This is a genomic window from Rhizobacter terrae, assembly GCF_003852895.1.
GTDB lineage: Bacteria > Pseudomonadota > Gammaproteobacteria > Burkholderiales > Burkholderiaceae_C > Albitalea > Albitalea terrae.
Genome location: NZ_QUSW01000001.1, coordinates 529,348 through 553,534, shown reverse-complemented (window position 1 = coordinate 553,534; position 24,187 = coordinate 529,348). Strand labels below are relative to the sequence as shown.

General features: G+C 66.7%; 22 protein-coding genes and 1 other RNA gene. 8 read left to right on the top strand and 15 right to left on the bottom strand.

The window, feature by feature from the left end:
- Window positions 1-18 precede the first annotated feature (18 nt).
- The 10 genes from rfaE1 to gyrA all read right to left on the bottom strand — a co-directional run bounded on the left by rfaE1 (window position 19) and on the right by gyrA (window position 12,107).
- Window positions 19-954, bottom strand: a complete 936-nt coding sequence (gene rfaE1 / locus DZC73_RS02490) for a D-glycero-beta-D-manno-heptose-7-phosphate kinase (RefSeq protein ID WP_124538608.1) — start codon at window positions 952-954, stop codon at window positions 19-21.
- Window positions 954-2,114, bottom strand: coding sequence for a lipopolysaccharide assembly protein LapB (gene lapB, locus DZC73_RS02485; RefSeq protein WP_124538607.1), 1,161 nt, complete (start codon window positions 2,112-2,114; stop codon window positions 954-956). The genes rfaE1 and lapB overlap by 1 nt, the downstream gene beginning before the upstream one ends.
- Window positions 2,104-2,421, bottom strand: coding sequence for a lipopolysaccharide assembly protein LapA domain-containing protein (locus DZC73_RS02480; protein ID WP_124538606.1), 318 nt, complete (start codon window positions 2,419-2,421; stop codon window positions 2,104-2,106). Before DZC73_RS02480 ends, lapB begins: the two co-directional genes overlap by 11 nt.
- Window positions 2,422-2,485: 64 nt before the next feature.
- Window positions 2,486-2,824, bottom strand: a complete 339-nt coding sequence (locus tag DZC73_RS02475; RefSeq protein WP_124538605.1) for an integration host factor subunit beta — start codon at window positions 2,822-2,824, stop codon at window positions 2,486-2,488.
- Between the two features lie 35 nt (window positions 2,825-2,859).
- A complete protein-coding gene (gene rpsA / locus DZC73_RS02470; RefSeq protein WP_124538604.1) occupies window positions 2,860-4,581 on the bottom strand; it encodes a 30S ribosomal protein S1 in 1,722 nt (573 codons plus the stop codon).
- A gap of 122 nt (window positions 4,582-4,703) precedes the next feature.
- Window positions 4,704-6,734, bottom strand: coding sequence for a bifunctional 3-phosphoshikimate 1-carboxyvinyltransferase/cytidylate kinase (locus DZC73_RS02465; RefSeq protein ID WP_124538603.1), 2,031 nt, complete (start codon window positions 6,732-6,734; stop codon window positions 4,704-4,706).
- Between the two features lie 46 nt (window positions 6,735-6,780).
- Window positions 6,781-7,665: a prephenate dehydrogenase gene (locus tag DZC73_RS02460; protein WP_124538602.1), complete on the bottom strand. Its 885-nt coding sequence runs from the start codon at window positions 7,663-7,665 to the stop codon at window positions 6,781-6,783.
- Window positions 7,666-7,667: 2 nt separating this feature from the next.
- Window positions 7,668-8,774 (bottom strand): prephenate dehydratase, encoded by a 1,107-nt coding sequence (pheA, locus tag DZC73_RS02455; protein ID WP_124538601.1) that lies wholly within the window; start codon window positions 8,772-8,774, stop codon window positions 7,668-7,670.
- A 91-nt stretch (window positions 8,775-8,865) separates the two neighbouring features.
- Window positions 8,866-9,468 (bottom strand): DUF2059 domain-containing protein, encoded by a 603-nt coding sequence (locus DZC73_RS02450; RefSeq protein WP_124538600.1) that lies wholly within the window; start codon window positions 9,466-9,468, stop codon window positions 8,866-8,868.
- On the bottom strand, window positions 9,468-12,107 hold the full coding sequence (gene gyrA, locus DZC73_RS02445; protein ID WP_124538599.1) for a DNA gyrase subunit A: 2,640 nt from the start codon (window positions 12,105-12,107) through the stop codon (window positions 9,468-9,470). The genes DZC73_RS02450 and gyrA overlap by 1 nt, the downstream gene beginning before the upstream one ends.
- 262 nt (window positions 12,108-12,369) lie before the next feature.
- Between gyrA and ompA the strand changes: the two genes are divergently transcribed.
- The 4 genes from ompA (at window position 12,370) to ssrA (ending at window position 14,904) form a co-directional block, all read left to right on the top strand.
- On the top strand, window positions 12,370-13,044 hold the full coding sequence (gene ompA, locus DZC73_RS02440) for an outer membrane protein OmpA (protein WP_124538598.1): 675 nt from the start codon (window positions 12,370-12,372) through the stop codon (window positions 13,042-13,044).
- Window positions 13,045-13,146: 102 nt separating this feature from the next.
- On the top strand, window positions 13,147-13,854 hold the full coding sequence (ubiG, locus tag DZC73_RS02435) for a bifunctional 2-polyprenyl-6-hydroxyphenol methylase/3-demethylubiquinol 3-O-methyltransferase UbiG (protein WP_124538597.1): 708 nt from the start codon (window positions 13,147-13,149) through the stop codon (window positions 13,852-13,854).
- Window positions 13,854-14,519: an HAD-IA family hydrolase gene (locus DZC73_RS02430; RefSeq protein WP_124539471.1), complete on the top strand. Its 666-nt coding sequence runs from the start codon at window positions 13,854-13,856 to the stop codon at window positions 14,517-14,519. The genes ubiG and DZC73_RS02430 overlap by 1 nt, the downstream gene beginning before the upstream one ends.
- Before the next feature lie 14 nt (window positions 14,520-14,533).
- Window positions 14,534-14,904: a transfer-messenger RNA gene (gene ssrA, locus DZC73_RS02425) on the top strand.
- 74 nt (window positions 14,905-14,978) lie between these two features.
- Here the strand turns inward: ssrA and DZC73_RS02420 are convergent.
- The 4 genes from DZC73_RS02420 to DZC73_RS02405 form a co-directional block, all read right to left on the bottom strand.
- The gene (locus DZC73_RS02420; protein WP_161974424.1) at window positions 14,979-15,371 is read right to left on the bottom strand and encodes a YybH family protein; all 393 of its coding nucleotides are present in this window, start codon (window positions 15,369-15,371) and stop codon (window positions 14,979-14,981) included.
- A 39-nt stretch (window positions 15,372-15,410) separates the two neighbouring features.
- Window positions 15,411-15,953, bottom strand: a complete 543-nt coding sequence (locus DZC73_RS02415) for a GAF domain-containing protein (protein ID WP_124538595.1) — start codon at window positions 15,951-15,953, stop codon at window positions 15,411-15,413.
- Window positions 15,954-16,080: 127 nt separating this feature from the next.
- Entirely contained in the window at window positions 16,081-17,457 is a 1,377-nt protein-coding gene (locus tag DZC73_RS02410; protein ID WP_124538594.1) for a sensor domain-containing diguanylate cyclase, read from the bottom strand.
- A gap of 438 nt (window positions 17,458-17,895) precedes the next feature.
- Complete coding sequence (locus DZC73_RS02405; RefSeq protein ID WP_124538593.1) at window positions 17,896-18,753, bottom strand: helix-turn-helix transcriptional regulator; 858 nt, start codon at window positions 18,751-18,753, stop codon at window positions 17,896-17,898.
- Between the two features lie 133 nt (window positions 18,754-18,886).
- On the opposite strand from DZC73_RS02405, the gene DZC73_RS02400 reads away from it, so the two are divergent.
- The 4 genes from DZC73_RS02400 to DZC73_RS02390 are packed head-to-tail and all read left to right on the top strand — an operon-like array spanning window position 18,887 to window position 22,513.
- Window positions 18,887-19,756: an alpha/beta fold hydrolase gene (locus tag DZC73_RS02400; RefSeq protein WP_124538592.1), complete on the top strand. Its 870-nt coding sequence runs from the start codon at window positions 18,887-18,889 to the stop codon at window positions 19,754-19,756.
- 13 nt (window positions 19,757-19,769) lie between these two features.
- Window positions 19,770-21,554 (top strand): DUF885 domain-containing protein, encoded by a 1,785-nt coding sequence (locus DZC73_RS02395; RefSeq protein ID WP_124538591.1) that lies wholly within the window; start codon window positions 19,770-19,772, stop codon window positions 21,552-21,554.
- Window positions 21,555-21,566: 12 nt separating this feature from the next.
- Window positions 21,567-21,707, top strand: coding sequence for a hypothetical protein (locus DZC73_RS29585; protein WP_161974423.1), 141 nt, complete (start codon window positions 21,567-21,569; stop codon window positions 21,705-21,707).
- An 8-nt stretch (window positions 21,708-21,715) separates the two neighbouring features.
- Entirely contained in the window at window positions 21,716-22,513 is a 798-nt protein-coding gene (locus DZC73_RS02390; RefSeq protein ID WP_124538590.1) for an NUDIX hydrolase, read from the top strand.
- Here the strand turns inward: DZC73_RS02390 and DZC73_RS02385 are convergent.
- Window positions 22,493-24,163 (bottom strand): Na/Pi cotransporter family protein, encoded by a 1,671-nt coding sequence (locus tag DZC73_RS02385; RefSeq protein ID WP_124538589.1) that lies wholly within the window; start codon window positions 24,161-24,163, stop codon window positions 22,493-22,495. The two genes, DZC73_RS02390 and DZC73_RS02385, sit on opposite strands and share 21 nt — an antisense overlap.
- Window positions 24,164-24,187: the final 24 nt, after the last annotated feature.

Sequence of the window (24,187 nt, the reverse complement as noted above, 5' to 3'; positions counted from 1 at the left end):
GATGCGTTCGACCGATGCTCAGCCGAACAGTTCTTCGTAGGTGACGCCGGCCGTGCCGAACTTGCCCACCACGATGCCGCCCGCGCGGTTGGCGATGGGCATCGCCTCGCGCAGGCTGAGGCCGGCAGCCAGCATGGCGGCCAGGGTGGCGATGACGGTGTCGCCCGCGCCGGTCACGTCGAACACCTCGCGCGCCTGGGCCGGGACTTGCACGTGGCCCGCGCCGTCGAAGAGCGACATGCCTTCTTCCGAACGGGTCAGCAGCAGGGCGTCGAGCTTGAGTTCGCGCCGCAGGTTCTGGGCGCGCTCGTGCAACTGTGCCTCGCTGCTCCACGGGCCGATCACCTGCGCCAGCTCGGCACGGTTGGGCGTGACCACGGTGGCGCCGGCATAGCGGCTGTAGTCGTGGCCCTTGGGGTCGATGAGCACGGGCTTCTTCGCCGCACGCGCCAGCTCGATCATGCGCGGGATGTGTTCGAGCCCGCCCTTGCCATAGTCGCTGAAGAGCACAGCGCCTTGCTCGGGCAGCACGCGCTCGAAGTCGCTGAGCATGCCGGCCAGCACCTCGTGGTCGGGCTGGTTCTCGAAGTCGATGCGGATGAGCTGCTGCGAGCGGCCGATGACGCGCAGCTTGACGATGGTGTAGAGCTGCGGGTCTTCACCCAGCAGCGTGGTCACGCCTTGTTGCTCCAGCAGGGCGCGCAGCTTGCGGGCCGGCTCGTCGTTGCCCACCACGGTGAGCAAGGTGGCCTGCGCACTCAGCGTCTTCACGTTCAGCGCGACGTTGGCCGCGCCGCCCAGGCGCTCTTCCTCGCGGTTCACGCGCACCACCGGCACCGGGGCCTCCGGCGAGATGCGCTCCACGGCGCCGAACCAGTAGCGGTCCAGCATGGCGTCGCCCACCACCAGCACGCGCGAGGAAGCGAGCTTCTTGCGATCGACGATCGACGACATCACAGATCCTCCAATCGCTGGGTCGGGTAGCTGTCCCAGTTGAGGCAGCCGGGGCATTGCCAGAAGTAGTTCTGCGCCTCGAAGCCGCAGGCCGCGCAACGGTAGCGCTGCAAGGGCTTGGCGGCATGCGCGATGGCCGACTGGATGCTCAGCACGTCGGGCTCTTCGCTCACGCCGCGCTCGGCGGTGCGCAGGCGAAGCAGCTCGCGGGCGGCGGACAGGCTGGGGTGCTTGCGAAGGTGCTCGGAGACCCGCGTGCGCTGCGACTCGGTGGCAGCGTCCAGCAGGTTGATGGCGGCCAGCAGGTCCAGCGAAGGCAGCTTGTCGTACAGGGTGCGAAGTTCCTGCAAGGCCTTGTCCTGTTGGCCGGCGTCGATGGCACTCGAGGCGAAGTCGCGGGCGACCAGGGTGAAGGCTTCCGGATGCGTCAGCACGAGCTGGCGCCAAGCCTCCAGCGCCTGCGCATGTTGGCCGGCCTGGCGGGCGCGATGGCCAGCCAGCACCATGGGGCGCGCAGCCTGCGGCGCGGCCTCTCGCGCCTTGCGCAAGGCTTCATCGGCGTCGGCGGTCTGGCCGCGGCCATCGGCCTCCTGCGCCAGCTCGCACCAGTAGTGCGCGATGCGTGATGCATACGAGCCGGTGCTGCCGGTGCGGTCCAGCTTGGTCGCGTCTTCGACGGCAGCGCGCCAGTCGCGCGAGCGCTCGTGCAGCGTGAGCAGGGCCAGCCGGGCTTCAGTGTCGAAGGCCGTGCCTTCGAGCGCCTTCCACGCCTCTTCGGCGCGGTCGAAGAGGCCCGCCTTGATGTAGTCCTGCGCCAGGCCGTGCTGGGCGCGGTCGCGCTCGGCGGCGGGCAGGTCGGCGCGCTTGAGCAGGTGCTCGTGCACGCGCACGGCGCGTTCGTATTCGCCGCGCCGGCGAAAGAGATTGCCCAGCGCGAAATGCAGGTCGGACGTGTCGGGGTCGTGCTGTACGGCCTCGATGAAAGCATCGATGGCCTTGTCCTGTTGCTCGTTGAGCAGGAAGTTCAGGCCCTTGAAGTAGGCCTTGGGTGAATCACGCTGCTCGCGGCGCCACTGGCGCAGGTCGAGCCGGGAGGCCATCCACCCGAGCGCGAAGGCCACGGGCAGGCCGAGGAGGACCCACTGAAGATCAAAGTCCATCGCGTGGCGGGTGCTCGGCGTGTGGGTCGATGGTGGTGGGCGCAGCCACCACCGGCTTGTCGGCGGGCATCGGCTCCGCCGGTTGAACGCGGCGTGCGATGCGCCAGTGCTTCCACCAGCTCGGCACCATCGCCACCACGCCGAAGGCACAGCCCAGGCCGAAGGCCGCGAGGACGACGAAGATCATGGGCGCACGCCATTCCTGGCCGAAGAACCAGCGCACGCTGGCGTCGTGCTGGTTGTTCAGCGCAAAGGCGAACAGCGCAAAAAAAACGAAGGCTCGAAAGAGCCAGGTGAAGAACCGCATCGCATCTCCCGGGCCGATTCTAGTGGCCCATGCGCGGGTTTCAGGGGAAGGGACAAGCGTTGAATCAATCGCCCGTCGCGGGCTTGTTCAGGGGCTTGTCGGCCGGATCATCTTGCACCGGCACCTGGGCATCGACAGACTCGCGAAGAGCCTTGCCAGGCTTGAAATGGGGCACCAGCTTCTCGGGGATCACCACCTGCTCGCCGGAGCGGGGATTGCGCCCCACCCGCGGCGGGCGGCGGTTGATCGAGAAGCTGCCGAACCCCCGGATCTCGATGCGGTGCCCGCGCGCAAGCGCATCGGACATCGCGTCGAGGATCGTCTTGACGGCGAACTCGGTATCGCGGTGGGTCAACTGGCTGAAACGTTCGGCCAGCTGGGCCACGAGATCGGATCGGGTCATGTGGGGTGTCGGCTTTCAGGTCAGGCTGAAAAAGATCAGCCGTTGTCCTTCTGGTTGTCCAGCTTCGCACGCAGCAGCGCACCGAGGCTCGTGGTACCGGCGGTCTCACGCTCGTTGCTCTGCGACAGGCGCTGCATGGCTTCTTGCTGGTCGGCGTTGTCCTTGGCCTTGATCGACAGCTGGATCGAACGCGTCTTGCGGTCGATGTTGATGATCAGGGCGGAGACTTCGTCGCCTTCCTTCAGCACGTTGCGCGCGTCTTCCACGCGGTCGCGGCTGATTTCCGAAGCACGCAGGTAGCCGGTCACGTCGTCGTTGAGCTGGATTTCAGCGCCACGGGCGTCCACGGTCTTGACCTTGCCGGCCACCACCATGCCGCGGTCGTTGACCGAGGTGTAGCTGGTGAACGGGTCGGAGTCGAGCTGCTTGATACCCAGGGAGATGCGCTCGCGTTCCACGTCGACGGCCAGCACGACGGCTTCGACTTCCTGGCCCTTCTTGTAGTTGCGAACGGCGGTCTCGCCCGGCTCGTTCCAGGACAGGTCCGACAGGTGAACCAGGCCGTCGATGCCGGCGGCAAGACCCACGAACACGCCGAAGTCGGTGATCGACTTGACGGGTCCCTTGACCTTGTCGCCACGCTGCACGGTGGCGGCGAATTCTTCCCACGGATTGGCCTTGCACTGCTTCATGCCCAGGCTGATGCGGCGCTTGTCTTCGTCGATCTCAAGGACCATGACTTCGACTTCGTCGCCCAGGGACACGATCTTGCTGGGGGCCACGTTCTTGTTGGTCCAGTCCATTTCGGACACGTGGACCAGGCCTTCGATGCCCGGCTCGATCTCGACGAACGCGCCGTAGTCGGCGATGTTCGTGACCTTGCCGAACAGGCGCGTGCCGGTCGGGTAGCGGCGGGCCACGCCGTGCCAGGGGTCGTCGCCCAGCTGCTTGATGCCCAGCGAGACGCGGTTCTTCTCGGCGTCGAACTTGAGCACCTTGGCGGTGAGCTCTTGACCGACTTGCACCACTTCGCTCGGGTGACGCACGCGGCGCCATGCCATGTCGGTGATGTGCAGCAGGCCGTCGATGCCGCCGAGGTCCACGAACGCACCGTACTCGGTGATGTTCTTGACCACGCCGTGGACGATGGCGCCTTCGGACAGCGTCTCGAGCAGCTTGGCGCGCTCTTCACCCATGGAGGCCTCGACGACGGCGCGGCGCGACAACACGACGTTGTTGCGCTTGCGGTCGAGCTTGATGACCTTGAATTCCATGGTCTTGCCCTCGAACGGGCTCATGTCCTTGACAGGACGCGTGTCGAGCAGCGAGCCGGGCAGGAAGGCGCGGATGCCGTTGACCAGGACGGTCAGGCCGCCCTTGACCTTGCCGGAGACGGTGCCGGTCACGAACTCGCCGGATTCGAGCGAGTTTTCCAGCGACAGCCACGAGGCCAGGCGCTTGGCCTTGTCGCGCGACAGGATGGTGTCGCCGTAGCCGTTTTCGATCGCGTCGATGGCCACCGACACGAAATCGCCGACCTGGACTTCGAGCTCGCCCTGGTCGTTCTTGAATTCTTCAATGGGAACGTAGGCTTCGGACTTGAGGCCTGCATTGACCACCACGAAGTTGTAGTCGACACGGACGACTTCGGCCGTGATGACCTCGCCACTGCGCATCTCCGAGCGCTTCAGCGATTCTTCGAACAGGGCGGCAAACGATTCGCCGCCGGAGCTGGTGGCAGTTTGGGTTTGAGACATGGGGACTTTCTTTGCGGCTACCGCCGCGGGGTTAGGTTGATGATCCGGCACCTTGATGCGCTTGGAACAGCGCGGAAGGGAAGGTGCCGGGCCTCGTTCGCGGTTTTCCGACCGCGGCCTCGTCAGGCGTCTTGTGGACCCCCGAAAGGTCTGCGTTGTTCCCAGCAATTCAAGACCCAGTTCACCGACTCGTCGATGGTGAGGTCCGAATTGTCCAGGGGCAGCGCGTCTGGGGCGGGTTTGAGAGGCGCGACGGCGCGGTTTTGATCCCGCTGGTCGCGCGCTTCCAGGTCCGCACGAAGATCGTCGATATTAGACGAAATTCCTTTAGAAATCAATTGCTTATGGCGTCTTTCGGCCCGCTTGGCGGCGCTGGCCGTGAGGAACACCTTCATGTCCGCGCCCGGGAAGATGACCGTGCCCATGTCGCGGCCATCGGCCACCAGGCCAGGAAGGCGGCGAAACGACAGTTGCAGTTCCCGCAAGGCAGAGCGCACCGAGGGCAGGGCGGAGATCTTCGAGGCGAGGGAGCCGACCGCCTCGTCGCGCAGCAGCTCGGCCACTTCCTCTCCCGCGAGGCGGATGGACTTGCCCTCGAAGGCCAGGTCCAGGGTGGCGGCGACCACGGCCACGGCGTGCTCGTCGGCTGGTGTCAGCCCGGCGCGCATCGCCGCCAGGGCCGTGGCTCGGTAGACGGCGCCGGAGTCCAGGAAGTGGTAGCCCAGGTGCTGGGCGACCGCGCTGGCGACCGTGCCCTTGCCCGACGAGCTGGGACCGTCCACCGCCAGGACGGGGATGCGGGCGTCGTCCGTCTCCACCACCGAGAACAGGGTCTCGAAGTAGTGCGGGAAGGTCTTGGCCACGCATTTCGGGTCGAGGATGCGCACGGGCACGGCTTGGGCATTGCCCGGGGCCAGGGTGTTGAATGCGGCCAGCGAGAAGCACATCGCCACCCGGTGGTCATCGTAGGTGTGGATCGACGCCGGCGTCCACTCGGCAGGCGGCGTGACTTCGATGAAGTCCTGCCCCTCGACCACCGTCGCACCCAGCTTGCGCAGCTCGGTGCCCATGGCGACGATGCGGTCCGTTTCCTTCACCCGCCAGCTGGCGATGTTGGTCAGCCGCGTCGTGCCCGTGGCGTACAAGGCCATCACGGCCAGGGTCATGGCGGCATCGGGGATGTGGTTGCAGTCCAGCTCGATGGCCTTGAGCGGCCAAGCGCCGCGCCGGACCTCCAGCCAGCCGGGGCCGGTCTTCACGGTCGCACCCATGGCCTGGGCGGCTTCGCAGAAGCGGATGTCGCCTTGGATGGAGTCCAGCCCCACGCCCTCGATGCGCACCGGCGCCTCGGTGGCGGCAATGGCGCCCAGTGCCACGAAGTACGACGCGGAGGACGCATCGCCCTCTACGTGGATGCTGCCCGGCGACTTGTACGCGCTGCCCTGCGGGATGACGAAGCGTTCCCAGCCTTCGCGCTTCACCTCGATGCCGAAGCGCTTGAGCAGGTTCAGCGTGATTTCGATGTAGGGCTTGGAGATCAGCTCGCCCTCGACCTCGATGGTCACTGCCGACGAGGCGCTGACGAGGGGTAGCGCCAGCAGCAAGGCGGTGAGGAACTGGCTGGACACGTCGCCGCGCACGCGGATGGGCGCGGCCGTCTTCACGCTGCCCGAGCCGGCCGACAGGCGCAGCGGCGGGTAGCCTTCCACGCCCAGGTAGTCGATGCGGCAGCCGAGCTGGCGAAGCGCATCCACCAGGTCGCCGATGGGTCGCTCATGCATGCGCTGCACGCCGCTCAGGTCGAAGCGTCCGCCCTGCGTGGCGGTGAGGACGGCGAGCGCTGCGCAGAGCGGCCGCATCGCCGTGCCGGCATTGCCCAGGAAGAGCTTGGCGTCGCGGTTCTTCAACCGGCCGCCCAGGCCGGTGATGCGCAGCGTCTCGCCGCTCGAATCAATCTGGCAGCCCATCTCGCGCAGCGCGGCCAGCATCACGCGGGTGTCGTCGGAGTCGAGCAGGTCGTGGACGACGGTCGTGCCCTCGCTCAGCCCGGCCAGCAGCAGCACGCGGTTGGAGATGCTCTTGGAGCCCGGCAGGCGCACCGTGCCGGCGGCTTTCAACAGCGGGGGAAGATCGAGGAAGGGCGTGCTGTACATGTGAAAACCGCGGCGAAAACTGCAGGGACAGGACGGCAGCGCGTCCTCAACGATTCGTGGGTGGCTTGCCGGCGTTCATCTGCCATCCGGCGCGTGCATCGGACGCGCCGCGGATGAGGTCTTCCAGCGCCTCGATGTTGCCCGTCTTGATGACGTGCTCCATCGCGTCCAGCGTGTGCCGAAAGCGCATGGACTGCTTGAGCAGTTCCTCGCGGTTGGACACGAGGATGTCGCGCCACACGGTGGGGTCGCTCGCGGCGATGCGCGTGAAGTCGCGAAAGCCCGGGCCGGCCAGCGAGAGGAAATCCTTGCCCGCGGGCTGGCGCGCCACCGAGTTGAAGTAGGCGAAGGCCAGCATGTGTGGCAGGTGGCTCACGGCGGCGAAGGCCGCGTCGTGGTTCTCCGGCGTCATGCGCAGCACCTGCGAGCCGATGGCGGCCCACACGTCGGTGGCCTTCTGCACCAGGTCGGGGTTGGTCTGCGAGATCGGCGTGAGGATGACCTGGCGGTTCGTGTAGAGCGCCGCATCCGCATTGCCGATGCCCGACACTTCCTTGCCCGCGATGGGGTGGGCCGGCACGAAGCTCGCCACGCGCTCCTTGAGCACGCGGCGCGCGGCGTCGATCACGTCGCGCTTGGTGGAACCCACGTCCATGAACAGCACGCCGGGTTCGACGAGGTGGCGGATGGCCTTGAAGGTCGCTTCGGTGGCCGACACCGGCACTGCGACCAGCACGATGTCAGAGCCCGACACCGCGAGCAGGGCGGATTCGGCCGCCATGTCGATCACGCCGAGCTTCTTGGCCCTCTCGGTGGTGGAGGGCGACTTGCTGTAGCCGATGACGCGCTTGACGAGACCGGCCCGCTTGAGCGCGAGCGCGAACGACCCGCCCATGAGACCGCAACCGATGACGCCGAGTTGGTTGAACATTTTTAGTGGACGTCGATGGGGTAAGTGCCCAGGACCTTGAAGAAGGCGCAGACCGAGCGCAGTTCCTTCAAGGCCGTGGCCACGGCCGGCTGGTCGGGATGGCCCTGGATGTCGATGTAGAAGTAGTACTCCCACTGGCCCGAGCGTGCGGGGCGCGACTCGAAGCGCGTCATCGACACGCCGTGCTGCTTGAGAGGCACCAGCATGTCGTGCACCGCGCCGGGGCGGTTGGTCACCGACACGACCAGGCTGGTGCAGTCGTGGCCCGAGGCCTGGGGCTGCGGATGGCGAAGCGGGTGGGTGAGGATGGCGAAGCGGGTGCGATTGTGCGGATCGTCCTGGATGGCCGGACCCACCACGTGCAGGCCGAACTCGCTGGCCGCGCGCTCGCTGGCAATGGCGGCGAGGGACGGATCCAGGCTCGCCAGGCGCGCGCCTTCGGCATTGCTGGACACCGGCCGGCGCTCCACCTGGGGCAGGTGGTTGCTGAGCCAGCCATGGCACTGCGCCAGCGCCTGCGGATGAGCACACACCGCGCTCACGTTGGCCAGCGAGTTCTCCTTGCGCAGCAGGTTCTGCCGTACTGCCAAGCTCGTCTCGCCGATGATGAACAGCGGCTCGGTGAGGAACAGGTCCAGCGAGCGGGCGACCACGCCTTCGGTGGAGTTCTCGACCGGCACGACGCCGAAGTCGGCCGCGCCCGCGGAGGTGGTGCGAAACACCTCGTCGATGCTGGCGCATTGCACCTTGACGATCGAGGAGCCGAAGAAGCCCAGCGCAGCTTCTTCGCTGAAGGTGCCGGCGGGGCCCAGGTAGGCCACGCGCGTGGGCGTCTCCAGCGCCCGGCAGGCCGACATGATCTCGCGCCAGATGGGCGCCACGCTGTCGGAGTGCAGCGGGCCGGGGTTCTTCGCCTTCAGGCCGTCGATGACCTGCGCCTCGCGTTCGGGGCGGAAGGCCACCGAGCCTTCCTTCTTCTTTACCTCGCCCACTTCCTGAGCGAGCGAAGCCCGCCGATTGAGCAGGGACAGCAGCTCGCGATCGACCGCGTCGATCTGGGTTCGCAGCGCGAGCAGCGCGGGATTGGTCGCGGGGGTGGTCTCAGCCATGGCGTGCGCCAAATTCTCGCATGTGCAAGCGCTTGCGACGGTCCATGGCGGTGTGCAGACGGGCAGGAATCATCGCCAACGCGAGTTCTCTTTACTTGCTGGCGGCCTTGGCGGCCGGCTTGGCGCCGCTGGCCGGGCCGGCGGCCGGCTTGGGCGGCAGCTTGGCGCCCGAGGCGCGCAGGGTGCCGACGATCTTGTCCTGCAAGGCCGAGATCTTCGGGTTGAGCGACGGCGACAGGTCAGCCAGCACGCGTTGGCCCAGGCCCGTGCGCATCTCCGGCGACAGCGCTTCGTACTTCTTGCGCACCGGCGATTCGATCCAGGCGATGACCTGCTTGAGTTCGTCCTCGGTGAGCTTTTCTTCCAGCAAGGGCCCGATGACGACCGGCGCCAGCTTGGTGGTGCGCTCCTTCACGATCGGCGTGGTCTCCTCCAGGTACTTCTTGAGGTCGGCGTCAATGGACTTCGCTGCGGCGTCGCGCTTGTCGGCCGGCACGGTCTCCAGCGCCACCATGGCCTGCTGGCCGAGGCTCATGGCCGGGCCTTGCGCGATGGTGCGGGCCAGGTCATCGACACCCGCCTGCTGCAGCGTCAGCAGCTTGTTGATCAGCTCCTTCTTGGCCGGCGAACCCTGCGTCTGGGCGTTTGCCACCGTGGCGCAGCAAACCAGCGCCAATGCCATCCAGCGTTTCATCAATTGTTCTCCTCGGGTGCGGGTTCGTCGCCGGAGGCGGCATCGCCACCCGACTCGTTGGCGTCGTTCTCGACGATGCGTTGCAGGCCGCTCAGCTTGGAGCCGTCGTCCAGCGCGATGAGCGTGACGCCCTGGGTGGCGCGGCCCAGTTCGCGGATCTCGGAGACACGCGTGCGCACGAGCACGCCGCGGTCGGTGATGAGCATGATCTCGTCATCCGGGCGCACCAGCGTGGCGGCCACCACCTTGCCGTTGCGCTCGCTTTGCTGGATGGCGATCATCCCCTTGGTGCCACGGCCGTGGCGGGTGTACTCGACGATGCTCGTGCGCTTGCCGTAGCCGTTCTCGGTGGCGGTGAGCACGCTTTGCGTCTCGTCCTCGGCCACCAGCATGGCGATCACGCTCTGGCCGTCTTCGAGCATCATGCCGCGCACGCCGCGGGCGTTGCGGCCCATGGGGCGCACGTCGTCTTCGTCGAAGCGCACGGCCTTGCCGCCGTCGCTGAAGAGCATCACGTCGTGCTTGCCGTCGGTGAGCGCCGCGCCGATGAGGTAGTCGCCCTCATCGAGGTCCACGGCGATGATGCCGGCCTTGCGCGGGTTGCTGAACTCGTCCAGCGAAGTCTTCTTCACGGTGCCCTGGGCGGTGGCCATGAAGACGTAGTGGTCAGGCGGGAAGCTGCGGAAGCCGTTGGTCAGCGGCAGCACCACGTTCACCTTTTCGCCTTGCTGCAGCGGGAACATGTTCACGATGGGCTTGCCGCGCGAGTTGCGCGAGCCCTGCGGCACTTCCCAGACCTTCAGCCAGTACACCCGGCCGCGGTTGGTGAAGCACAGGATGTAGTCGTGGGTGTTCGCAATGAACAACTGGTCGATCCAGTCGTCATCCTTGGTCTGCGTGGCCTGCTTGCCGCGGCCGCCGCGCTTTTGCGCACGGTACTCGGACAGCGCCTGGCTCTTGATGTAGCCGGTGTGAGAGAGCGTCACCACCATGTCGGTGGGGGTGATCAGGTCTTCGGTGCCGAGGTCCTGCGCGTTGTGCTCGATCTGGCTGCGGCGCGCGCCCACCTTGGTCTGGCCGAACTCCAGCTTGATGGCGTTCAGCTCGTCCGAAATGATGCTCGTCACCCGAGCCGGCGTGGCGAGGATGCTCAGGAGGTCGGCGATCTCCGCCATGACTTCCTTGTACTCGCCGATGATCTTGTCCTGCTCGAGTCCGGTCAGGCGCTGCAGGCGCATCTGCAGGATTTCGCTGGCTTGTGCATCCGACAGGCGATAGAGGCCGTCGGGCTGCATGCCGTAATCCTTCGGAAGGCCTTCAGGACGGAACGACTCGCGTCCGCCGGGTGCTTCCTTCTCGGCGCGCGCGAGCATCTCGCGCACCATCGAGGAGTCCCAGCTCTTGCTCATCAGCGCCGCCTTGGCCACCGGCGGCGTGGGCGAGGTCTTGATGGTCTCGATGAACTCGTCGATGTTGGCCAGCGCCACGGCCAGGCCTTCCAGCACGTGGCCGCGCTCGCGCGCCTTGCGCAGCTCGAACACCGTGCGGCGGGTCACCACTTCGCGGCGGTGCTCCAGGAAGATCTCGACCAGGTCCTTCAGGTTGCACAGCTTGGGCTGGTTGTCGATCAGCGCCACCATGTTGATGCCGAAGGTGTCCTGCAGCTGCGTCTGCTTGTACAGGTTGTTCAGCACCACCTCGGGCACTTCGCCGCGCTTGAGCTCGATCACCACGCGCATTCCCGACTTGTCGGACTCGTCCTGGATGTGGCTGATGCCTTCGAGCTTCTTCTCGTGAACCAGCTCGGCCATGCGCTCGAGCAGGTTCTTCTTGTTCACCTGGTAGGGGATCTCGTCGACGATGATCGCCTGGCGCTGGCCACGGTCGATGTCCTCGAAGTGGCACTTGGCGCGCATCACCACCTTGCCGCGGCCGGTGCGGTAGCCGTCGCGCACGCCTGACAGGCCGTAGATGATGCCGGCGGTCGGGAAGTCCGGTGCCGGGATGATCTCCATCAGTTCATCGATGGTCGCCGCCGGGTTCTTCAGCAGATGAAGGCACGCGTCGACCACTTCGTTGAGGTTGTGCGGCGGGATGTTGGTGGCCATGCCCACCGCAATGCCTGCGGCGCCATTGACCAGCAGGTTGGGCAGCCGCGTGGGCAGCACAAGCGGCTCTTTCTCGGAGCCGTCGTAGTTCGGGCCGAAGTCGACGGTTTCCTTGTCGATGTCGGCCAGCATCTCGTGGGCGATCTTCGACAGGCGGATTTCCGTGTACCGCATGGCCGCGGCGTTGTCGCCGTCGACCGAGCCGAAGTTGCCCTGGCCGTCGACCAGCATGTGGCGCAGCGAGAAGTCCTGCGCCATGCGCACGATGGTGTCGTACACCGCACTGTCGCCGTGAGGGTGGTACTTGCCGATGACGTCACCGACGATACGCGCTGACTTCTTGTACGGCCGGTTCCAGTCGTTGTTCAGCTCGTGCATCGCGAACAGCACGCGCCGGTGCACGGGCTTCAAGCCGTCGCGCGCATCGGGCAGCGCACGGCCGACGATCACGCTCATCGCGTAATCAAGGTAGGAGCGCCGCATCTCCTCTTCGAGGCTGATGGGCAGGGTTTCCTTGGCGAATTGAGTCATGAGGCAGGCGTGGGCCGTGAAGGCCCGCCGCAAAGGGTGGCGAGGGGAGAGGCGAAGCCCGACATTCTAAGTGCGCGCGGTTGTAGCACATGCGCAACACTGCTTCATGCTCGACGGGGCAAAAGGGGGAAAAACGGCTTGGGCTGGCACAATCATTCGGGTGGTGGACCATGCGCCTATTGGGCATTGGTGTGCCAACGTTTTCCGATTCCGGTTCGGACGTTTTGCAGAAACAACTGCACCTTCCCTCGAGAGGAGAATCATGAAGAAACTGAACAAGGTGGCGTCGCTCTTCGCATCCGCCACGCTCGCCGCCTCGGCGTCGGGTGTGTTCGCTCAGTCGCAAACGATTGACAACTGGGTCAATGCCACTGGCATTCCCTGGAAGAACGGTACCAACGAACTGTGCTGGCGCGATGCCAACTGGACGCCCGCCACGGCTCACCCCGATTGCGACGGCGCCATCAAGCCCGTTCCCAAGGCTCCTCCGCCGCCCCCGCCGGTTGAACCGCCGCCCCCGCCCCCGGTTGCTCCCCCGCCCCCGCCCCCGCCGCCCCCGGCCGTCGTGGCCCCGGTGAGCGAGAAGGTGACCTTCGCCGCTGACGCGTTCTTCGACTTCAACAAGGACACGCTCAAGCCCGAAGGCAAGGCCAAGCTGGACGACCTCGTCAGCAAGATGTCCGGCATCAACCTCGAAGTCATCATCGCCGTCGGCCACACCGACTCGGTGGGCAACGACGCCTACAACCAGAAGCTGTCGGTCAAGCGCGCCGATGCCGTCAAGAACTACCTGACGAGCAAGGGTGTCGAGAAGAACCGCGTGTACACCGAAGGCAAGGGCGAGAAGCAGCCTGTCGCCGACAACAAGACCGCCGAAGGCCGCTCGAAGAACCGTCGAGTGGAAATCGAAGTGGTCGGTACCCGCAGCAAGAAGTAAATCGGCCTTCGCCGATGCCTCAAAGCCCCGCCCCGGCGGGGCTTTGTTTTTGGGCCTTCGCCCTCGTGGTGGGGGCAGGCCCATTGGTTAACATCAAGGGCTATGACAACCCTCAATGCCGACCCCTCCGAGCTCGCCAAGTTTGGTGAACTGGCGCACCGCTGGTGGGACACCGAAAGCGAGTTCAAGCCGCTGCACCAGATCAACCCCTTGCGGCTGGACTGGATCGACCAGCAGGCCCGGTTGATTGGCAAGCGCGTGGTGGACATCGGCTGCGGCGGCGGCATCCTGTCGGATTCCATGGCGCGGCGCGGCGCCAACGTGCTGGGCATTGACCTCGCGACCAAGGCGCTCAAGGTGGCGCAGCTTCATGCCCTGGAAGCGCAGACCCCCAACATCGAATACCGTGAAGTGGCCGCCGAAGTGCTGGCCGCCGAGGCACCCGGGCAGTTCGACGTCGTCACCTGCATGGAGATGCTCGAGCACGTGCCCGAACCCGCCTCCGTCGTGCGTGCGTGCAGTGCGCTCGTGAAGCCGGGCGGCTGGGTGTTCTTCTCCACCATCAACCGCAACGCCCGTGCCTTCCTCTTCGCCATCGTGGGCGCGGAGCATGTGCTCAAGATGCTGCCCAAGGGCACGCACGAGTACGCCCGCTTCATCCGCCCGAGCGAGCTGGCGCAGTGGTGCCGCGATGCCGACCTCGACCTGCAGGCCACCCGCGGCATGGAATACAACCCGCTCACGCAGCGTTACTGGCTGTCGGGCGATACCAGCGTCAACTACCTGCTGGCCTGCCGCAAGGGCACATGATGTTTGACCGTTTCGAAGCAGTGCTGTTCGACCTGGACGGCACGCTCATCGACAGCGCCCCCGACCTCGCCGGCGCGGCCAATGAACTGCGCGAAGCCCACGGCCTGCCTGCGCTGCCTTACGAGAGCTTCCGGCCCATGGTGGGGGCAGGCGCGCGCGGCATGATCGGCGTGGCCTTCGACGTGGGGCCGGCGCATGAGTCCTTCCTCGAACTCCGCGACGACTTCCTGCGCCGCTACGAGCAGCGCATGACCCTTCAGACCCGCGTGTTCGACGCCGTCGTGCCCGTGCTCGAAGCCCTGGAGCGGCGGCACACCAAGTGGGGCATCGTGACCAACAAGGCCTCGCGCTTCACCGAGCCGCTCGTGCGCTCGCTGGGGCTGCATCCGCGCGCCGCGGCCGTCATCTCGGGCGACACCACCCCGCATGCCAAGCCGCATCCCGAGCCGCTCCTGGAAGCGGCCCGCCGGGTGGGCCTGGCCCCCGAGCGATGCATCTACGTGGGCGACGACCTGCGCGACGTGCAGGCCGGCCATGCAGCCGGCATGGCCACGGCGGTGGCAGGGTGGGGCTACCTGGGTCTGGGCGAGCCCATCGAGGCCTGGGGTGCGGAATTCATCGTCCGCCAGCCTGCAGATCTCTTGAACCTTCCGGGCTTGGCCTAAACTAACGACTTCCTGGGGCCGACTTGGCTTCGACGTGGGTGCGGAGTTGGAACAGGGCATGCCGAGGGCCAGGCACCTCGTAAATCCATCTGGATCAAAGTAACTGCGAACGACTCTTCGTACGCCCTCGCCGCTTAATACCGGTGAGCTTCGCAACGGTTGGCCGATGGGCCGGGTCTGAGGGGCAACCCAAGGACTGCGAAGTCATACACATTGGCTCGCTCTGAGCTGGGTCACTCAGTCCAGGGCTAAATCAAGTGACTCGGGGTGAACGCAGCGTGCTCCTGCGCGGCGGCCACTCTTAAAACCAAATCAGAGAGCTACGCATGTAGAACTGCCTGATGATGGCTTGCGGACGGGGGTTCGATTCCCCCCGGCTCCACCAAGACCCAGACCGACGCCGCCAGAGAAGAAATATCTCTGGCGGCGTTTTTCATGTGCTCATCGCCTCCTGCAACCTCAGTGCTCCACCGCCGCCAGGGTGTGCGCGTCGCGAGCCAGAAGCCAGCGGCCATCGGACTGCTTGCGATAGACCGTGAGGCGATGCCCGGCCAGCTTCATGGCGTCTCCACCGGCACGCGGCTCGACGGACAACGAGTCACTGCACAGCGTGTGCGCCAAGCCGCCGACGACCACGACCTCTTGCAGCTCGCTGATGCAATGGATCCGATTTTCTCGATGAGCGCTTGAGAACCGCGCAGGGAACCCATCGCGGCCGAACGGCGCCAAGCCTGGATTCACAAAGACGACATCGTCCGACATCAAGGCGAACAGGCGCTCAAGGTCACCGGCGTTGACGGCTTCGATCCAGGCGGCATGCACCTCGCGGACAGCTCGTTCATCGGATTCCATCGGCAACCTCCGCGTCGCAGCCATCTGCTTGCCCCGAGATTATTTCCGAGCCGGTGAGAAGTCCGTGCGCTGCTGGATGTCCAGCTTCCTCGCCACCAGCTTTGCGCATTGCTTGAGACGGACCAGATCTGCTTCGACCAGATGGTTCTTCGGCACGCTGCCGAAGCAGCACACCGTGCCATAGACGCGGCCGTCGCGCAGGATGACCGGGGTGCTCAAGTGCCCTCCGACCTTGATGCTCGTCGGCGGCAACTCGCCTCGCCGCACGGCCTCCGCAGCATCCTTCACCAGTTCGGACATGCGCCCGTCGACCACGCGCTGGCAGTAGCTTTGTTCCAGGGGGTCACCCACGCCGGCGTGGATGCCGAGGGCATCGCCTCCGTCGACAAACCTGAAGACGCGCTGGCCGTTGATGAACTCGGAGACGAAGATGACGTCCATCTTCAACTGCTCGCGCAGCAGCTGAAGGACCTCGGTGATCTCTTCGTCCAGGTGGCGGTCATAGCCTCCGGCGGTGGCGGCCAGCAATTCAGAAATCCTGGTGTCCAGCGCCTGTGCGTCCAGCGGTTCCAGCAATGGCATCGCAATGCTCCATCGAAGGGACTCCCGAGCGCGGCAGTGTACGCAGCGCTGGAACCGCGTCCACCACTGCGCAACATCACCCATTTCGGCTCAGGACTTCTCGGTGTTTCTTGATGCCCCGGGTGCATCACGCCCGCTCTCTTGCGGCCACCAACTCCTCGACCATCTGCCGCCCACGCCCCGCAGCCTTCGCCTGGTACAGCAAGGCATCCGCACGGGCCAGCAGTTCGCGCCAGTTCGCGTCGGATCGCGCTGAGAACGCCACGCCCACGCTGGCGCTGACGCGCACAGTTCCGCCTTCCAGGTCGAAGGGCTGGTTGGCCGCGGCCAATACCTTCTCCGCAACGGCCCGTGCCGTCGCCTCGTCGCGCACGCCGGCCAGCAGCACGGCGAACTCATCGCCGCCCAGCCGCGCCACCACGTCGCTGCCGCGCACTGCCTCGCCCAGGCGCCTTGCAAAGCCTTGCAGCAGGCGGTCGCCTGCGAGGTGGCCGAGCCGGTCGTTCACCGGCTTGAAGTGATCCAGGTCGATGAACAGCAACGCAAGGCTTTCGCCTTCGCCCATCGCGACCTTGCGCTCCACACGCTGCTCGAAGCCGGCCCGGTTGAACAACCCGGTCAAGGGGTCGCGCTCGGCCAGGTGGGTCAGCCGATCCTGTTCTCGCCGCTGCACGGTCACGTCCTGCCCGATGCCGACGAAGCCATCCACTTCGCCATCCAGCTTGAGTGGAATGCAGGTCAGCGACAGATGGGTCGTGCCCTGGTCGCCGGGGTAGTCCAGCGTGAAGCTCACGGCCTCGCCAGCCAGTGCCTTGATCATGTAAGGCTTGCGGCGCGCGACTTCTTCCGCCCCAAGAATGTCGACTGCCGTGCGGCCGATGATGTCGCTCGCCGCTCGGCCGACGTAGCGCTCGAAGGCGCTGTTGACGAACCGGTACCGGCCCTGCGAATCCACGATCACCACCGTGGCGGGGATCGCTTCGGAAATGGCATGGAGGATCTGCGTGTGCCGCAGCACCTCGGCATGCGCCTGGGCCTGCGCGGAGATGTCCCGCATCACCACGGAGTAGGCGTCGATGTGCCCGTGCGGATCGCGATGGGCCAGCGCCATGTGACTGAACAGTGCCTCCTGTGAACCGCCCAGACGCACCGCGGCCTCGCCGCACCAGCGGCCCTGCGACGCCAGTGCCGGGGCCACCACCTCGTCGAAAAGCGCGCGGGTGGCGGCCGGTGCCAGTTCGGCCAGCGCCAGTTCGGGAAGCGGGCCCTGCGCAGGGATGTTCAGCGCGGCCCTGGCCGAGGCATTGAGGTAGGTGATGGCGCCGCGGTGATCCGTCTGGATCACGTTGTCGGCGCTTCGCTCCAGCATGTCGAGCAGCCGGCCGTTCACGTTGCCGTCGTGCGAGGGCTGCTGGCTGGCAGTGGCGTCAGGGTGGCGCCACCCATCGACGGCGCCTTGCCAAGCCGACTTCAGGCGATGCCAAATGCTGCGGCCGCCCGCCATGATGATCCTTCGTGTCTCGCGGCCCGGGGCCAATGGCTGCCTATCGGCACTTTGCGGCGCCACTTGATGGGCGATCGCCAGTGCGGACCGCTCAAAGTGCCCATTCGTACACCGGATGGCCCGTTACCGACGCTCGTTCCGCCAGATGTTCCAGCTGCACGTGCCGCCACAGGTGAGCAGCAGCATCGTGATCACGACCCCTGGGGCCTGTTGTCCTGCGAGTGCCATGCAAGCACCACCGGCCAGGACGCTGAAGAGCAACGGGGCGACGACGAAGAATCGCGACCAGGATTTACTACGCATGCCGCTACTTTCGGCCGCGAAACCGCCGGACCAAATTGGGGCAATCCCGGCTGGCGGAACGAAACGGCCGCTTTTTGCTTCCGGTGGCGCTGATCGTTGCCCTCGCACGACAACGGATCAGTGTTGCGGCGTTGATCAGCTGCCGGCAACCCCGCCCTTGCGGAAGCCATTCGGAGAGCATCCCACCTCGCGGCGAAAGGTGCGCGAGAAGTTCGACAGGTCCGACCAGCCGCTGTCGTAGGCGACGTCGGTGACGGGGCGGGCGGTGTCGCGCAGCAGGCTGATGGCCCGCAGAAGGCGCACCCGCATCAGGTACTGGTGTGGCGTGACGCCGATGCTCCGCCGGAACATGCGCACGAGGTGGAAGCTTCCGACGCCGGCGCAGCGGGCCACGTCGTCGAGCGACAGGGGCTCGGTGGCACGCTGCTCGATGCAGTTCACGGCGGCCAGTGCGCGGTCATCCTGTGGCATCGCCGGTTCGGGCGCCTGTCCGTCGCAGAGCGCGGCGTGGACGGCGTCGACCACGGCCAGCGCGGTCTCTTCCAGGGCGAAGCCTTCGTCGCCGTCATCCAGCAAGCCGCCGAACAGCGCGGCCACGCGCGGCAGGGGCGGCATGCCGGCACGATTGAATGTCGGCGGCACACCGGTGCGTCCCAGCGCGCTGCAGACCTCGTCCAGCGTCTGGGCCGACATCGACAGCACGGCGCAGTCATCGCCGGTGCCATCGCCGTGCTCGTGCGAGCACACGTAGGCCTCGCCCGGGTTGCCCAGCATCAGCCAGCCGGGAGACAGCACGGCACTCCCGGCCGTTGTCCGATAGCCCAGCGTGCCGCGCTCCAGCAGCGTGATCGAGAACGCCTCGTGCTGCTCGTCGACCGGCCGCTCGTCGACGCCGGCATGGCAGTGGCAGCGCAGCACGCGCAGCCCGCTGGCCCGGCGCATGGGCCGGTAGTGGCGCTCGACGGGCGTGGCGTCTGTGAGGGTGAGGGACATGGTGCAGCGGTGCTGGAAGAGCCGCCATCTTAGTGATGGCCGCCGCATGCTGCCGAAGTCAATTTTTGCCAAGTCTTTGCGCAGGGGCATCCCTACGCTTGCGCCTCGTTTTCACTCCATCACGAGGCCACACATGACTCCCCGGGAATTCGAATCGCAGCGCCGTTTCGTCGACACGCCCTCCGGCCGCATCGCCTACGTCGAGCAAGGCAGCGGGCCGGTCGCCCTGTTCGTGCACGGCGTGCTGCTCAACGGCTACCTGTGGCGGCACCAGCTCGAACACCTGTCGCGCCATCGCCGCTGCATCGCACTGGACCTGCTGGCCCACGGCGCCACGCAGATTGCGCCGCAGCAGGACGTCTCCTCCGACGCCAATGCCGCCATGCTGCTGCAGTTCCTCGATGCGCTGGGCATCGACGAGGCGGACCTGGTCGGCAACGACAGCGGCGGCGGCATCGCGCAGATCTTTGCGGCCCGGCATCCGCAGCGCGTGCGAAGCCTGGCACTGACCGATTGCGATGCGCACGACAACTGGCCGCCCGAAGCCTTCAAACCCTTCCTCGCCCTCTCTGCTGCCGGCGGGCTGCGGGGCGCGCTGCAGAAGATGATCGACGAGAAGGACTTCTATCGTTCGCCGCAGGCTCTTGGTCCGGCCTACGAGAACCCGCAGACGGTCGACGACGCGAGCATCGAGTGCTACTTGCGTCCGCACCTCGCGAGCGAACAGCGCACCACCGATCTCGCGCGCTTTCTCGCCGCCTTCGACTGTGCGCAGACGATGGCCATCGAATCCGGCCTGAGGGCGCTGCATGCCCCCACGCTCATCGTGTGGGGCACGGATGATGTCTACTTCGACGTCAAATGGTCGCATTGGCTGGCGCAAGCCATCCCGGGCGCGCATCAGCGCGTGGAGTTCGAGGGAGCGCGGCTGTTCTTTCCCGAGGAGCGATGGCGGGCATTCAACGCGGAACTGCTCGCGCATTGGCGTGGTCTGGCTGATTGAGGGCAGGGTTCACATGCGTTGGTTCCGATTCATCTTCCTGTTTGCGGCGTGCTTTGTGGGTGGGGCCGCCGTGGCGGCCGAGGTCAAGCCGGCATCCGTCCAGCTGGCTGCGCTGGCCGAGCGCTACTACGAGGCGCAGGCGCGCTTCGATCCCATCTACTCGGCGACGCTGCAAGGTGACAACCGCTTCGACGACCAGTTGCCCATCGGCATTGCGCCGGGCGAACGGCGGCAGCGCTTCGCGATGTACCGCGATGTGCTGCGGCAGCTGGCGCGCATCCCGCGCGGCCAGTTGCCGGCCGCCGATGCGCTCACGCACGACCTGCTGGCCTACGAGTTGAAGTCGAGGCTGGGCTTCGAACGGTTCAACGACGACCTGTTGCCGCTGCAGCATCTTGGGGCCGTGCCCATCCAGCTCGCCACCTTCGCCAGCGGCCAGGCCGAGCAGCCCTTGCAGACGGTGGCGCAGCACGAGGCCTACCTTCGCCGCATCGCACGCCTGCCAGCCTGGATCGACCAGGCCATGGTGAACATGCGCGAAGGCATGCGCCGCGGCATCGTGCAGCCGCGAAGCGTCATGACAGCGGTGCAGGCCCAGCTGCGCGAGATGGCCAGCGATCGCGAGGAGGAGAACCCCTTCCTCGCGCCGGTGCGCAGCCTGCCGGCATCGTTCGCCGATGCCGATCGGCAGCGCCTGTCGGAGGCTTATCGGCAGGAAGTGCGGGGCCGCATCGCACCGGCCGTGCGGCGCCTGGTGCTCTTCATCGAGCGCGAGTACCTGCCGGCCTGCCGCGACACGGCAGGCTGGGGTGCGCTGCCTGAAGGGGCAGCCTGGTACCGCCAATGGGTGCGGTCGCAGACGACCACCGAACTGACGCCAGACGAGATCCACACCATGGGCCTGCGGGAAGTCGCGCGCATCCAGAAGGAGCTGGAGAAAGTCGCGCCGAAGCTGGGCTACGACGGCGACCCGCGCCTCCTGCTGAGCTGGGTGCGCGGCAACCCGAAGTTCCTGCCCTTTCGCAGCGAGGAGCAGATCCTCGCGGCCTATGCGCACATCAACGACCGCGTGAAGGCCAAGCTGGGTCAGCTGTTCGTCCGCAGCCCCAAGGCGGCGCTGGAGATTCGTCCTGAGCCTGAACTCACGCGCGCCGCGGCCTCCGACCACTACTCGCTGCCGGCCGAGGACGGTTCGCGCCCCGGTGTCTTCTGGGCGGTGATCAACGATCCCGCCACCTACGATGCCACCACCATGACGGCGCTGTTCCTGCACGAAGGCCAGCCGGGCCACCACTTCCAGATGGCGATGCAGCAGGAGATGGACCTGCCCAAGTTCCGCAAGCGCGCATGGATCAATGCCTATGGCGAGGGCTGGGCGCTGTATGCCGAATCGCTGGGCGCGGAGATGGGCCTGTACCAAGACCCGGCGGCGTACGTGGGCGAGCTGCGGCTGGAGATCTTCCGCGCCGCGCGCCTGGTGGTCGACACAGGCATCCATGCCAAGGGCTGGTCGCGGGCCCAGGCCATCGCGTACCTGGTGGACACCGCCGGCTTCACCGAGAAGCAGGCCGCCAACCAGATCGACCGCTACATGGCGTGGCCCGCGCAGGCGCTGGGCTACAAGCTCGGCGCACTGAAGATCCAGGCCTTGCGCGAGCGGGCGCGGCAGCGCCTGGGCGACAGGTTCGACCTCGCAGCCTTCCACGACACGGTGCTGGGCGAAGGCCCCTTGCCGCTGGCCGTGCTGGAGGCGCACGTCGACCGCTGGATCGCGCGCGAGTTGGCGAAGAAGCCTTGATACGATGGCTTGATGAAGACGTCGTACCTTCTCGCCCTCATCACCGCCAGCAGCGTGCTTGGCGCCGTGACTTCGCACAAGACCGCCAAGACCGCCTTCGCGGTCATCTCCGCGCTGGCCGGTGGCTACGGCCTGCTGCGCATGCTGCACTGAACCCGGCCATGGGCTTCGATCGCGACAGCGCCTGGTTCCGGGACTACCTGGCACGGGCGCAGGTCGGGCCGGCGATGCCGCGTGGGCGATTGCTGATCGGCTCGCGTGTCTGTGGATCCGTCGAGCCGCGTCTTGCACAGGAGATGGTGCAGGCGGGCTTGCCTGTGCAGGCCTCAGGCGATGGCTGGGCCGTCACCGGCGCGCCCGACGAATCGCTTCACGCCATGGCTCGATGGCTGCATGCCAACGGCCACGGCGGGAAGTGGCGCCACGAGCGCGTCGCCGTCACCGATGAGCAAGGCCAGGTCGTGGCGGCGGTAGAACGTGCCGCGGTCCGTGTGCTCGGCATCGCGACGCAGGCAGTGCACCTCGTGGGCAGCGATGCCGACGGACGCGTCTGGGTGCAGCGCCGTGCGCTCGACAAGGCGGTGGACCCGGGCATGCTCGACACGCTGGTGGGCGGGCTCGCGGCCTTTGGCGAGTCGGTGGCGACGACGCTGGAGCGCGAGGCCTGGGAAGAGGCGGGCCTGCGGCTGGCCGATCTCGGCGAGGTTCGCGACATCGGCCGCGCGGTGGTCCGGCGTCCCGTGTCCGATGGATACATGGTCGAGCACATGGCGATGTTCAGTGCCCAAGTACCTTCGCACATGGTACCCAGCAACCAGGACGGCGAAGTCATGGGCTTCGACTGCCTGGCCGTGGATGACCTCGTGCGCCGCATGTCCGCCGGCGAGTTCACCTTCGAGGCTGTGCTGATCCACTCGGCGTGGATCGAGGCGCAGTCCTCACTCCATCTCGGGCGGTAGCGCCGCGAACCTCGACTGCCGGATCCGCGTCTTCGACAAGGCCCCGGCCGATTCGAGGATGGGATAGGCGATCGAGCAGATGTGCGAGTTGATGCGCTTGAGGTCGCTGATGAGGTCCAGGTGCAGCGAGCTCGTCTCGATGCTCTGCGCGGTGTTCTCGCGCAGCCGGGCGATGTGGCTGGCGGCGTACTCGTGCTCCATGTCGCGGAATCGCGCCTTCTCTTCGAGCAGCTTCTTCGCGTCACGCGCGTGGCCGTCCAGGAACACGCTCATGCCCAGTCGCAGGTTCGCCATCAGGCGTTCGTGCAGGGCGGCGATCTCGGCCATGCCGGCATCGGAGAAGCTGCGGTTCTTGCGGATCTTCTTGTCCTCCACGTCCTGGATCACGCGCTCGATGATGTCGCCGATCTGCTCCATGTTGATGGTGAAGGACACGATGTCCGTCCAGCGCCGGCTCTCGCGTTCGGACAATGCCTCGCGCGAGATCTGCGTGAGGTAGAACTTGATGGCCGTGTAGAGCTCGTCGACCGTGTCGTCCATCTGGCGCAGCTGTTCGGCCAGCGCCACGTCGTTGTTGCGGATGATGGGCATGATGCCGCGCAGCATGGTCTCGACCACGTCAGCCTGGTGCAGCGCCTCGCGCGCGGCGCAGCTGATGGCCAGCGATGGCGTGGCCAGGGCGGACGGGTCCAGGTGCCTCGGGCGCTCGGTGCCCGCACCCACGGCACGTGTGGGCAGCAGCTTCTCGGTGATGCGTGCGACGAAACCCGTCAGCCCGATGAACACCGCCGCGATCACGATGTTGAAGCCCAGGTGGAAGATGACCACCTGCTGGTGCACGTCGCCCACGAACTCCTGCAGCAGGATGTGCGCCTGCCCCAGCAGCGGAATGGCCGCCAGCGCGCCGGCCGCCTTGAACAGGAAGTTGCCCACCGGCAGCCGCCGAACCTGCGCCGAGGCCCGGCCGGTGGCCAGCATGGCCAGCACGCCGCTGCCCACGTTGGCGCCCAGCACCAGCCCCAGCGCCACGCCCGTGGGCACCAGCCCCGAGGCGGCCAGCGTGGCGGTGAGCAGCACGATGGCCAGGCTCGAATAGGAGAGCACGGTGAGCACCGCGCCGACCACGATGTCCAGCAGGATGTCGCTGGGCAGGGCCACCAGCAGGGCACGCACCGCGGGCGACTGCGTCAGCGGCCGCGTGGCGTCCACGATGAGGTGCAGGGCGAGGGTGATGAGCCCCAGCCCGATCAGGATGCGGCCCACCCGGCCCGCACCCGTGTCCTGCTGCGACACGAAGGTGACCACGCCCACGAAGATGAGCAGCGGCGACACCCACGACAGGTCGAAGGAGAACACCACCGCCATCAGGCTGCTGCCCACGTCGGCGCCCAGCATCACGGCCAGCGCCGCGGTGGTGCTCACGATGCCCTTGCCCACGAAGGACGCGACGATCAGGCAGGTGGCGGTGCTGGACTGCACGACGCTGGTCACGCCGATGCCGGCCACCATGGCGTTCAGCCGGTTGCTGAAACTCTTGGCCAGCACCTGTCGCAGGCTCTCGCCGAACACGCGCAGCACGCCGGTGCGCACGATGTGGGTGCCCCACACCAGGAGGGAGATGGCCGCGAGCAGGTTGAGCAGGTGCAGCATCGGGGTGACGTGTCTCCATGCGCC